At 70.9% G+C, this 11934-nt stretch carries 11 protein-coding genes and 1 pseudogene; 10 read left to right on the top strand and 2 right to left on the bottom strand.

Going from position 1 to position 11934, the window contains the following annotated elements; translation table 11 throughout:
* Window positions 1–144 precede the first annotated feature (144 nt).
* A pseudogene (locus ABT300_RS35635) lies at window positions 145–813 on the top strand (FadR/GntR family transcriptional regulator); the annotation flags it as partial.
* Between the two features lie 252 nt (window positions 814–1065).
* On the opposite strand, the gene ABT300_RS35640 reads toward ABT300_RS35635, so the two are convergent.
* Entirely contained in the window at window positions 1066–1563 is a 498-nt protein-coding gene (locus ABT300_RS35640) for a MarR family winged helix-turn-helix transcriptional regulator (protein ID WP_351684875.1), read from the bottom strand.
* A gap of 64 nt (window positions 1564–1627) precedes the next feature.
* Between ABT300_RS35640 and ABT300_RS35645 the strand changes: the two genes are divergently transcribed.
* Window positions 1628–2413, top strand: coding sequence for an alpha/beta fold hydrolase (locus tag ABT300_RS35645; RefSeq protein ID WP_351684878.1), 786 nt, complete (start codon window positions 1628–1630; stop codon window positions 2411–2413).
* Between the two features lie 47 nt (window positions 2414–2460).
* On the opposite strand, the gene ABT300_RS35650 is transcribed toward ABT300_RS35645, so the two are convergent.
* On the bottom strand, window positions 2461–3258 hold the full coding sequence (locus ABT300_RS35650; RefSeq protein WP_351684880.1) for a FadR/GntR family transcriptional regulator: 798 nt from the start codon (window positions 3256–3258) through the stop codon (window positions 2461–2463).
* Between the two features lie 373 nt (window positions 3259–3631).
* On the opposite strand from ABT300_RS35650, the gene ABT300_RS35655 reads away from it, so the two are divergent.
* The 8 genes from ABT300_RS35655 to ABT300_RS35690 form a co-directional block, all read left to right on the top strand.
* Entirely contained in the window at window positions 3632–4996 is a 1365-nt protein-coding gene (locus ABT300_RS35655) for an ABC transporter substrate-binding protein (protein WP_351684883.1), read from the top strand.
* A complete protein-coding gene (locus tag ABT300_RS35660; RefSeq protein ID WP_351684886.1) occupies window positions 4993–5907 on the top strand; it encodes a carbohydrate ABC transporter permease in 915 nt (304 codons plus the stop codon). Before ABT300_RS35655 ends, ABT300_RS35660 begins: the two co-directional genes overlap by 4 nt.
* 55 nt (window positions 5908–5962) lie before the next feature.
* On the top strand, window positions 5963–6874 hold the full coding sequence (locus ABT300_RS35665) for a carbohydrate ABC transporter permease (RefSeq protein ID WP_351684889.1): 912 nt from the start codon (window positions 5963–5965) through the stop codon (window positions 6872–6874).
* 106 nt (window positions 6875–6980) lie between these two features.
* On the top strand, window positions 6981–9008 hold the full coding sequence (locus tag ABT300_RS35670; protein ID WP_351684892.1) for a DUF8034 domain-containing protein: 2028 nt from the start codon (window positions 6981–6983) through the stop codon (window positions 9006–9008).
* The gene (locus ABT300_RS35675) at window positions 9005–9352 is read left to right on the top strand and encodes an L-rhamnose mutarotase (RefSeq protein WP_351684894.1); all 348 of its coding nucleotides are present in this window, start codon (window positions 9005–9007) and stop codon (window positions 9350–9352) included. The genes ABT300_RS35670 and ABT300_RS35675 overlap by 4 nt, the downstream gene beginning before the upstream one ends.
* Before the next feature lie 36 nt (window positions 9353–9388).
* On the top strand, window positions 9389–10273 hold the full coding sequence (locus tag ABT300_RS35680; protein WP_351684896.1) for an amidohydrolase family protein: 885 nt from the start codon (window positions 9389–9391) through the stop codon (window positions 10271–10273).
* 52 nt (window positions 10274–10325) lie between these two features.
* Entirely contained in the window at window positions 10326–11381 is a 1056-nt protein-coding gene (locus tag ABT300_RS35685) for a zinc-dependent alcohol dehydrogenase (protein WP_351684899.1), read from the top strand.
* Window positions 11378–11934 (top strand): SDR family NAD(P)-dependent oxidoreductase (locus tag ABT300_RS35690; RefSeq protein WP_351684902.1); only part of this gene is annotated, 557 nt, incomplete at its 3' end. The genes ABT300_RS35685 and ABT300_RS35690, both read left to right, overlap by 4 nt.

Here is an 11934-nt window from a genome sequence, read left to right on the forward strand (position 1 = left end):
TCTTTTGATTTGCTGTATTCCGCCCCGTCTTGGCGGCGGGCGTTTTGCTGTTTACCCCCCCCCCCCCCGGCGGCTGGGCCGGCGTCGCGCCGGACCCGGCAGAGCCGCCGCACCACCCACCCCCCTGTACGGAGAGGCACCCTCGTGGCACTGACGGACGACGCGATCGACAAGATCAAGGCGATGATCGTCGCCGGCGAGCTCGCGCCCGGTTCCCGGCTGCCGAAAGAGGAGATCCTCGCCGAACAGCTCGGACTGTCCCGGAGCTCGCTGCGCGAGGCGGTCCGTGCGCTGGCCGCCATGCGGATCCTGATCACCCGTCAGGGCGACGGCACCTACGTCTCCAGCCTGGAGCCCCATCTCCTGCTGGAGACCCTCTCCTTCGCCGCCGACGTCTCCCAGGGCCACGCGGCTCTGCAGTTGCTCCAGGTGCGCCGGCTGCTCGAACCGCAGGCGACGGGGCTGGCCGCCGCGCTGCTGACGCCGCAGGACCACCGGGAACTGCGCGACATCCTCGACCGGTCCCGGACCGTCGCCACCGTGGAGGAGTTCGTCGCCCACGACACGGCCTTCCACCTCAGGATCGTCGAAGCCGTCGGCAACCCCGTGCTGTCGATGCTGCTGCAGGTGGTCTCCACCCGCACTCAGCGCGTCCGCATCGTCCGCGGCACCCGGACCCGTCATGCCCTGGACCACGCCCACCGGGACCACGAGCAGATCCTCGCCGCCCTCACCTCGCGTGACGGCCTGCTCGCCGCCTCCGCCGCGACCGTCCACATCACCGCCGTCGAGCAGTGGCTGGCCGCCAGCCTGACCGACGCCCCGGACGAACCGCCGGCGCCCGACCCCGCCGGCCCCTCCCCCGTCGCCGAGGCCGTCCGCTCCGCCTCTCCCGCGGTCCCTGCCCCCCTCCGTCCGGGCGGCGACCCGCCCCGTGTCCCGGGCGGCGCCGGTCCGGCCGCCCCGGCGGCCCGATCGGATTCCGGCCCGCACCACGAGCGCACGGGAGTCGCGCCGACCCGCTGACACGCTGTCCGGGCGACGACACGGGCACGCGCGGGACGCTCACACGGGGCGGCCGACGCCGCGGCCCGTCGTCCGTGCACGCGGCCCCTGTTCCGTGGCCGCGCCCACGGATGCGTCCTCTCCCCCGCCCCGCCCCTCGATCTTCAGCAGCAGCCCCAGCAGCGCCTCCCGCTCCGCCTCCGCGAGGCCCTGGAAGCACTCCGCGAGCACCGAGTCGGCCACCTCGTGACCTGCCTTCAGCAGCCGCCGCCCCTCGGCGGTGAGGTGGTGCTCGATGCGCCGACCGCGCCCTGAGCGCCGGTCCACCAAGCCCTGCGCGGCCAGCCGCCCGGCCAGCGTGCCGAACGCCTGCTCGCTCTGGAACGTGGCGGCCGCCAGCTCCCGCGCGCTGGCCCCCGGCCGGCTCGCGACCGCCCGCAGGGCGTCCCACTGCGCGAGCGTGCTGCCGATCGACGCGAGCCGAGTGTCGAGCGCCCGGTGCTGGCGGTACTGGACGGCCTTCACGGCCCTTCCGAGGATCTGCAGTTCAACGGCCATGCTCATCAGACTAGCACTGCGACTCAACTTGCTTATATAAATATGTTTACTTAGAGTCCCCGGCATGACCTCACCCCTGACGCTCGCCGAATCCGGCCCCATCGACGGCCGCCCCGTCCTCGTCCTGCACGGCGGTGGAGGCCCCGCCACCGTCGCCCCGATCGCGGAGCACTTCGCCGCGACCACCCGCACCCTCCTGCCCACCCACCCGGGATGGGACGGCACTGCTCGGCCTGAGGGCCTGAGCAGCGTCGCCGGCCTCGCCGCCGGCTACCTCCGCCTGCTGCGCGACCGGCGCCTGTCCGACGTCCTGGTCGTCGGCTCCTCACTGGGCGGCTGGATCGGCGCCGAACTGGCCGCGGCCGACACGGAAGGCCTGATCAGCGGGCTCGTCCTGATGAACGCGGTCGGCATCGAGGTCGCCGGCGAACCCGTCCAGGACTTCTTCGCCCTCGACGCCCGGGGCGTGGCCGAGCACGCGTACCACGACTCCGAGCGCTTCTACGTCGACCCCGCGACCCTGCCCGCCGAGCGCCTGGCCGTCCTCCGGGCCAACTCGGCCGCCCTGCGCGTCTTCTCCGGCGGCCCCGGCATGAGCGACCCGGCCCTCCGTCCCCGCCTCGCCGCCGTCGAGGCGCCGACCCTCGTCCTGTGGGGCGAGAGCGACCGCATCGCGACGCCCGCCTACGGCAAGGAGTACGCCGCGTCGTTCGGGAACGCCCGCTTCGAGACGGTCGCCGAAGCGGGCCACCTGCCCCATCTCGAACAGCCCGCGCCCACCTTCGCCCTGCTCGACGCCTTCGCCGCGCAGACCGGGGGCCGCTCGGCGCCGTTTCAGGACCTGCCGTAGCCGGCCGTGTCGATGTCGGCCTGCACGGCGTTGCTTGCGAACACGCTTCAGCCGAACAGGCGGCGCTGGATCTCGCGCCGGTAGTCCTCGAGGGTCCTGTCGAGGTGCGCCGCGGTGGCCTCGGCCGCCTCGTCGGGCCGACCGTCGCGGATGGCCCGGTAGATCGCCTCGTGCTCCTCGACCGCCGACCGGGTGTTCTCGCCGAGCGTGTCGTGGATGCCGATGGCGCTGGACTGCCGCTGCAGCCGTCGCGCGTCGCGCACGGCGCTGACGAGGAAGGTGTTGTGCGAGGCGGCGGCGAGCGCCGCGTGGAAGTCGTCGTCGGCCTGGTTGAACACGTCGACCCGCCCTTGGGTGAACCCGTGCCGGCACTGCTCCACCGCGATCTCGATGCTGCGCAGTTCCGACGGCGTGGCCCTGGTGGCGGCCAGGCTGCTGGCGGTCATCTCCTGGACCCTGCGGAACTCGAACAGCATCAGGACGTGGTCGATGTCGACGGGCCGGAAGAAGCCTCCCCAACGACTGGTGACGAGCATGCCCTCGTCGTCCGCGACGAACAGGCCCCGCCCCTTGTGGGCCCGCACCCGTCCGAGCGCCGAGAGGATCTTCACCGCCTCCCGCACGACCGCCCTGCTGGTGTTCAGCGTCTGCGCCAGGTCGTTCTCCGTGGGCAGCCGGTCACCGGCCACCAGTCGCTCCTCGGCGATGTACTCCAGGAGCCGCTCGGCCACGATCTCGTATCCGGGACGGTAGTCACGCCGCTCGTCCGAGCCGTTCACCGCTGCGGTGGCGGCGGGGAGGGCCTGCGCCGGCAGAGCCGCTCGCGTGGCTGGCGTGTCGTTCATCTGTGCTTCCTCCCGGTGACGGCGGCAGAGCGACTGATCGCTTCAGGCCGCGCCCATCGTATCCCGGACGAAGTATGAGTCGTACTCATTTTGACGAAGATCTTCAGAGGAAATCTGTTGCCGATAATGGTGCATAACCGACATACGCTAGATAACTCCGCCTATTCTCCTGGCCATCGCCCGCAAATCCACCAAAGGAACCTCGTACGCACCCTTGACGAACCCCTCGATAGGGCGGCTAATTTCTTCCACGTCGGCGACAGCACAGTCGCCTTCAGTGCCCGACGCCCGCCCGGGACGGCCCCGGCGTCGGCCCACCCACGCGCCACACCCCGGCCTGTTCGGGGCGCCCGCACACCCAGTGGAGTCACTCATGACCGTCAACAAGCCTTCGTCCGGCCGGAGAAGAGCGCTCACCGCGAAGCGCTCGGCGTTGTTGGCCGGGTGCGCGGCCACGGTGCTGCTCACCGTGACCGCCTGCGGCAACGGCGGCGCCGCCGCCACGACCGACAAGGACGGCTTCGCCCAGGCCCCTCAGAAGGACGGCGCGTTGACCGTCTGGGTGGACGCGACCCGCATGGATGCGGCGAAGCTGTACCAGAAGCTCCACCCGGACGTGAAGCTGGACATCGTCAGCTACGACGGCGACGCCAACGGCTCGAACTACCTCCAGACCAAGGTCCAGTTGTTCAACCGCACCGGCAAGGGCTGGCCGGACGTCGTCTTCAGCTCGCAGAACAACGAGGTGACGTGGGCGGTCGACGCGGGGTTCGCAGCCCCCCTCGACAAGGGCCTCATACCCGAGACGACCCTCGCGGAGTTCGCCAAGGGCGCCAACGACGTCTGCAAGGTCAACGGCACCCTCTACTGCCTGCGCAACGACCTCTCCCAGGCGGTGCTCTGGTACAACGCGCCGCTGATGAAGAAGTTCGGCTACACCGTCCCGACGACGTGGGAGGACTACCAGGCGCTCGGCGAGAAGGTGGCGAAGGAGCACCCGGGCTTCCTCGTGGGTGACGCGGGCGACTCGTTCACTCCGGAGATCTACCTCTGGGCGAGCCAGTGCGGCGCCAACGACATCACCGGTCCCAAGTCCGTCTCGGTGAACACCACCAGCGAGGCCTGCACCAGGATGGCCAAGCTGCTGGACGTGCTGATCAAGAACAAGTCCATGTCCATCAGCGGCGTCTTCAGCACCGACTTCGGCAAGAACGAGGCCGACAAGGTGCTGCTGATGCCGGGTCCGGCCTGGTACGGGGGCGCGGTGTTCAAGGACACCCTCAAGGTGCCGGCCCAGCAGATCGGCGTGGCTCCCATGCCCCAGTGGAAGGGGCAGGCAGCTCCCACCACCGGCAACGTCGGCGGCGGCACCTGGCTGCTGTCGAAGCACTCCACCCACCTCAAGGCGGCCACCGACTTCCTGAAGTGGGTCACCACCGACGACGCCTACCAGGCGGAGAAGGCGCCCGGTTATCCGGCCTACGGGCCCGCTGCCCAGAAGTGGCTCACGGCGCAGGGCGGCGTCGGCTACCTCACCGGGGACCTGAGCGCGCTCCAGAGCGCCTCGAGCCAGGTCTGGCCGGGCTGGGGCTCGGGCCAGTTCAGCCAGGAAGCCATCTGGGCGGCCACCGTCAAGCCCGGTCTGACGCAGGGCAAGTCCATCGAGTCGATGCTGCCGGCCTGGCAGGACTCCATCGTCAAGTACGCCAAGTCCAACGGATACAAGGTCTCCCAGTGACGCTCAGCCGCTCCTCGTCCGGCTCTGCCCGCCGGCGCCCCCGCGGCGCCGACCGGCAGGGCCGGGCCGGCATCGCCTTCGTCGCCGCCTACGTGCTGCTGCTGATCGCGTTCGGCATCCTGCCGACCGGGTACGCCGTCTACTTCGCCTTCACCGACGCCGGCGGCACGTTCAGCGGCTTCGACAACTTCGTCGCCACGGCGCAGGACTTCCGCTTCATGGACGCCGTCAGTCATGTCGCGCTGTACCTGCTGTTCTGGCTGGCCTCCCTCGTGGTGTTCGTGGTGGGCCTGGCACTGCTCCTGCACCGTCTCTCGTCGGGCGCGGTCAGCAAGTCCCTGCGTTTCTTCTTCTACATCCCCGGGGCCCTCGCCGGCGCGGCCAGCGTCCTGGTGTGGCTGTTCATGCTCGATCCGACGGTGAGCCCGGTCAGCTCCCTGCTGGAGGCGCTGGGATTCGGCACCTTCGGTGAGGTCATCGCCCCCGGCAACCTGCCCGTGCTGTTCACCGTCATCGCGTTCTGGACCGGCGCGGGCGGTTGGATCGTCGTCATCTACGGCGCGCTCAACAACATTCCCAGGGACGTCATGGAAGCGGCCCGCATCGACGGCGCGAACGCCTGGCAGACCGCCTGGCGCGTGCAGATCCCCATGCTCCGCAAGTGGATCGTCTACATGGTGATCCTGGCCTTCGCGGGGGGAGCCCAGCTCTTCGTGGAGCCGCAGCTGCTCTCGCTGGCCAGCGTCGGCGTCGCCGGACGCGACTACTCGCTGAACCAGCTGACCTACGACTTCGCCTTCCAGATGAACAACATCAACGGCGCCGCCGCCGTCTCGGTGGAGCTGCTGGTCGTCAGTGTGTCGGCCGCCGGGGTCTTCGTCGCACGGTCGGGGTTCTTCGATGCCGACTGAGACCACTGCCGGACCGGCCGCCGCACCACCACGCACGGAACGGGAACCCAGCGTCATGAGCCGAAGCCACCGCCAGACCCCGGAGCCCCGGCGTCCCCGTGCCCCGCGCCGCCTGGTGCCCCGCCTGCTGACCGGCTCCGTACTGCTCGTCTTCCTCGTGTTCTTCGTGCTGCCGGTGCTGTGGCTCGTCCTCGCGTCGACCAAGACCGACCAGCAACTCGTCCACGGCAACCCGCTGTCCTTCGGCTCCTGGCACGCCTTCAAGGCCAACTGGGACGGACTCACCGCCTTCCAGGACGACGCCCTGATGCAATGGCTGGGCAACTCCACGCTGTACGCGGTGATCTCCCTGGTCATCACGTTGTGCGTGGCCGTGCCCGCGGGGTACGGCCTGGCGATGACCGAGTTCCGGGGACGGCACACCCTGCTCGTCTCGACCCTCGTCGTGATGCTCATGCCCACCGCCACCCTGGTGGTGCCGCTGTTCCTGGAGATCAACGCCGTGCACCTGATCGGCACCATGTGGTCGATCATCCTGCCGTACTCGTTCTATCCGTTCGGCGTGTACCTCACCTACATCTACTTCACCACCGCCGTCCCCAAGGACCTGCTGGCGGCGGCACGGATGGACGGCTGCTCGGAGTTCGGCGTCTTCCGGCACATCGCGCTGCCGCTGGCCACCCCCGTCATCGCGCTCGTGGGCTTCTTCAGCTTCGTCGCCAACTGGACGAACTACTTCCTGCCGTACGTCATGCTCCCCGAGAGCGACCAGATGCCGATCCAGGTGGGCGTCGGAAGCCTGCTCAGCAACGTGCCGTCCTTCAACCCGGCCGTCGGCACGCTCGCCATCCAGCGCCCGCAACTGGCACTGGCCACCCTGCTGGCCATCACACCGGTTCTGGTCGTCTTCCTGTTCGCCCAGCGCTTCCTGGTCAGCGGGATGCTCGCCGGAGCCACCAAGGAATAGGCCCGGCCGACGGCTTGGGGCGAGGGCGCCCCGGGCCGGCGATCGTCCGCCCCACCGCCGTACCCGGCGTGCGCATCCCGCCGCCACCCCGAACGGAGATCCCGCCATGCCCTTCAGCCCTTCCGACCGCACGTCGGGTGACGACGCCCCGGTCGTCGGCCGGCCGGCCTCGCCGCCCGAGGTCCAGGTCGAGGTCCATGCCGAGGTGCCGCTGCTCGAACCGCCGGGCTGGGCCCTGGCCCAACGGTCGTTGTTCGACCTGCTCGACCACGCCTGGCGCCGCTTCGCCCGCGACTTCACCGGCCCCGACGGACGCCTCGACTACACCGGCGGGCTGACCACCCGGGACGGCGTCGACGACTTCTACGAGGTGTTCTTCAACTGGCCCCAGCTGTACCTGCTCGGCGGCGCGGACGACCTGCTGCCCGCCAGTGAGAAGCACTGGGAGGGCGTGACCCGGCAGCTCACCGAACTGGACATGCTGCGCGACGAGTACGAACGCGGTTACGACTGGTTCCACCAGGGAGAGAGCCTGCTCCTGCTGTACTTCCTCTGCATGGCCGCACCCGACCGCTGGCGTGAGCGCGCCCTGCGATTCGCCGAGCTGTACGTCGATCCGGCCAAGGGCAACTACGACCCCCAGCACCGCGTCATCACCCGGCCGCACAACGGCGCCGACCCCGAGCGGGTCGGCCTCTTCGACGGCGACGTCTATCCCTGGCTGCCGAAGGAGGAGCAGACCTACGGCTTCCCCCTTGAGTGGATCCCCGAGGCGGACGGCGGCCCCTTCCCGCTCTCCGAGGACCCCCGTCTCGGCCCGCAGATGCGGGACCGGATGGGCGTGGGCGACACCGCGGTCAACCTCGCGACCGCCGGGCTGGTCCTCAACGCCTGGATCCTGTCCGGCGACGAACGCTACCGCGACTGGATCGTCGAGTACGTCGGCAGGTGGAACGAACGAACGCGGGCGAACGAGGGTCTCCTCCCGGACAACGCGGGCCCGGACGGAGTCGTCGGCAGCCTGCTGGAGGGCCGCTGGTACGGCGGCCACTACGGCTGGTCCTGGCCGCACGGCTGGCACAGCGTCGGCCACGCGGCCTGCGTCGCGGCGCTCGCGGCGGCGACCGTCACCGGGGACGACGAGCACCTCACCCTGGTGTCGACCACGCTCGACGCCCTGATCGCACGCGGCAAGGTGATGCCGTACACCGAGGCCGACTCCAGTCTGCCCTCCAAGTGGGTGGCCGAGCTCGGCCCGGACGTCCACACGCCCACTCTGCACCTGCCGTTCCGGCACAACGACGCGGGCTGGTTCGACTACAACCCGGTCACCGCGCCCGTGCCCGTGGCCCTGTGGCACCACACCGCCTCCGACGCCGACCGCACCCGGCTGGAGAGGCTGCGTGAGGCGAGCGGCATCGACTGGCGCACCGTACGGCCGTTCCGCGCCAAGGAGGAGTCCGGGCACGAGAAGGCGTGGTTCGCGTTCCTCGCCGGCGACGACCCCGGATACCCGGAGCGGATCCTCGCCGCCGCGCAGGCCCAGGTCCGCCACCGACTGCGGCGCATCGACCGCTACTCCGGTCTGGACGTCCCCGAGGCCGACATCCACGTGTGGCAGCAGTGCAACCCCGTCGCCACCGAGGCCCTCGTCCAGCTGACCTGGGGCGGCCCCCAGGTCATGTACAACGGCGGCCTCCAGCAGGCCCGGCTGCGCTACCACGACGCCGAGGCCCGCCGCGCCGGCCTGCCGCCGGACGTCGCCGCGCTGGTCACCTGCATCGACCCCGAGGCGACCACCGTCGAACTGGTCAACCTCTCACCCGAGACCGACCGCACGGTGATCGTGCAGGCGGGCGCCTTCGCCGAGCACACCATCACCGGCGTCCGCCACACCGCCTGCGCGGACGACGGCTGGATCGGCGACATGTACGACTACAGCCACACCGAGCCGGTCGTCACCGAGGCGGAGAAGTCCTGTGACAGCGCCTTCCTGACGGTACGGATGCCCGCCTCCACCCGCATCCGGCTCGTCCTGCGGCTCGCGCTGCGCACCAACGCCCCCAGCTATCGCACCCCGTTCGACACGACGGCCGACGAGCCCTCCCCGGGCACGGCGGAGGAGACGGCATGAAACGCATCGCCCAGACCATCCGGCTGCGGCCCGAGCACCGCCAGGAGTACCTCGCCCTCCACTCCGCGGTCTGGCCGGGCGTCGAAGCGGCCCTGCACCGGGCGAACATCCGCAACTTCGGCATCTTCCTCCACGGCGACGTCCTGTTCGCCTACCTCGAGCACCACGGCGACGACTTCGACGCCGACATGGCCGCCCTCGATGCGGACCCGGTGACGCAGGAGTGGTGGAAGCTCACCGACCCCTGCCAGGAACCGTGGCCCGACCGGGGAGACTCACGTCAGTGGACGGAACTCACCGAGATCTGGCGCCTCGATCCGCCCGGTGACGACACCACTGCCTGACACGGCCCGCACCGGACGACTGACTTGGAACCCGACGTGACCTCCACCCCCGCCCCCGCTCTCGTCGACGCCCACCACCACCTGTGGGATCTCGACCGCCGCCCGCAGCCCTGGCTCGACGATCCCACCCTGGCATCGATCAGCCGTACCTTCACCCCTGACGATCTGCGCACCACCGCGACCCAGCCGATCGCGGGCCGTCGCCTGCACCGCACGGTGGTCGTGCAGTGCATACCGGACGTGCCCGAGACCGAGGACCTGCTCGCCCTCGCGCAGCAGGAACCGCTGATCGGGGCCGTCGTCGGCTGGGCGGACCTGACGTCGCCGACGATCGGCGACGTCCTGGACCGGCTGCTCGCAGGCCCCGGCGGCGGCCGTCTGCGCTCCCTGCGCCATCTCGTCCAGGGGGAGACGGACCCCGGCTGGCTGCAACGCCCGGATGTGGAGCGGGGGCTGGCCGCAGTCGAAGGGCGCGGCCTGTCCTACGACGTCCTGGTCCGCAGCCATCAGCTCGATCAGGCGACCGCGCTGGCGGAACGCTTCCCCGACCTGCCCCAGGTCCTCGATCACGCGGGCAAGCCGGACATCGCCCGCGGCGAGCTGGCGGACTGGCGGCGCGACGTGCAACGGCTCGCCGCGCACCCGCAGGTCTTCTGCAAGGTGTCCGGGCTGATCACCGAGGCCGACCACGCCACGTGGACCATCGCCGACATCCGGCCCGTCTGGGACGTCCTCTTCTCCGCCTTCGGCCCCGACCGGCTGATGTTCGGCTCCGACTGGCCGGTCGCGAACCTCGCGGGCGGCTGGAACCGCTGGGCGGCCACCGTGGACGAACTGCTCGACGGCTGCTCCGAGAGCGAGGTCGACGCGCTGCTCCGCGGTACCGCGACCGCCTTCTACCGACTCACCGACATCCGCTGACCGTCGGCGTCCGCGCTGAAGAAAACCGCTGAAGGAAGCCCTGGAGCACTCGATGACCACTCTCGCCGTCCGTTACACCGCCGCCCGCTCGCTGGACACCGCGTCCGTCGAGACCTCCCCGCCGGGTACCGGCGAGGTGGAGCTGGCCCCCGCCTTCGTCGGGATCTGCGGCACCGACCTGCACATCTTCCACGGCGACATGGACGCCCGGGTCGCCGCGCCCGCCGTGCTCGGCCACGAGATGTCCGGCCGCGTCGTCCGCGTCGGCCCCGACGTCGAGGGCTGGCAGCCCGGGGACGCCGTCACCGTCATGCCCCTGCGCTGGGACGACGCCTGCCCCGCCTGCCGCGCCGGGCACCAGCACATCTGCCGGCGCCTCGACTTCATCGGCATCGACTCCCCCGGCGCCATGCAGCAACGCTGGACCGTCCCCGCCGCCACCCTCGTCCGCCTCCCCCACACCCTCCCCCTCGACCACGCCGCCCTCGTCGAACCCACCGCCGTCGCCGTCCACGACGTCGGCCGCGCGGGCGTGCGCGAGGGCGAGAAAGTCGTCGTGGTCGGCGGCGGACCCGTCGGCGTCCTCATCGCCCTGGTCGCACGAGCCGCCGGGGCCGACGTCCGCATCGCCGAACTCAGCCCCCACCGACGCGCACTCGCCCAGCAGCTGGGCCTCACCGCCTGGGACCCCGCCACCGCCGACATCACCCACCTCGTGAACGCCTGGACCGAAGACGCCGGCGCCGACGTCGCCTTCGAGGTCTCCGGCGCCGCCGGCGGCGTCGACACCGCCGTCGACGTCCTCGGCGTGCGCGGCCGGCTCTGCCTGGTCGCCATCCACCCCCGCCCCCGCGAGATCGACCTCCACCGCTTCTTCTGGCGCGAACTCACCCTCGTCGGCGCCCGCCTCTACGACCGCACCGACTTCGAGAACGCCGTCGCCCTCGTCGCCGACGGCACCGTCCCCGCCCAACGACTCATCAGCAAAATCGTCCCCCTCACCCAGGCGCCCGCCGCGTTCGAGGCCCTCGAAGGCGGCGGCGACGTCATGAAGATCCTCGTCGACTGCACCGCCGGCGCCGACGCCGCTGAGGGAGCCGCCGCATGAACGCCTTCGACCTCACCGGCAGGCTCGCCGTCGTCACCGGCGCCCGCCGCGGCATCGGCCGCGCCATGGCCCGCGCCCTCGCCCAGGCCGGAGCCGACGTCATCGGCGTCAGCGCCTCACTCGAGACCTCCGGCAGCGACGTCGAAAGAGACGTCACCGCCGCCGGCCGCACCTTCGAAGCCCTGAGCACCGACTTCGCCGACCCCGACGCCGTGCGCGCCCTCGGCGCCGACCTCGCGGGCCGGGAGCGGCCGGTGGACATCCTCGTCAACAACGCCGGCACCATCCGCCGCACCCCCGCCGCCCACCACACCGACGCCGACTGGGACCTCGTCCTCCAGGTCGACCTCACCGCACAGTTCACCCTCACCCGCGCCGTCGGCGCCGCCATGATCGCCCGCGGCCACGGCAAAATCATCTTCACCGCCTCCCTCCTCAGCTACCAGGGCGGCATCACCGTCCCCGGCTACACCGCCGCCAAACACGGCATCACCGGCCTCACCAAAGCCCTCGCCAACGAATGGGCCCCCCACCACGTCAACGTCAACGCCAT

The sequence above is a fragment of the Streptomyces sp. NPDC001027 genome (genome assembly GCF_040299045.1).
GTDB lineage: Bacteria > Actinomycetota > Actinomycetes > Streptomycetales > Streptomycetaceae > Streptomyces.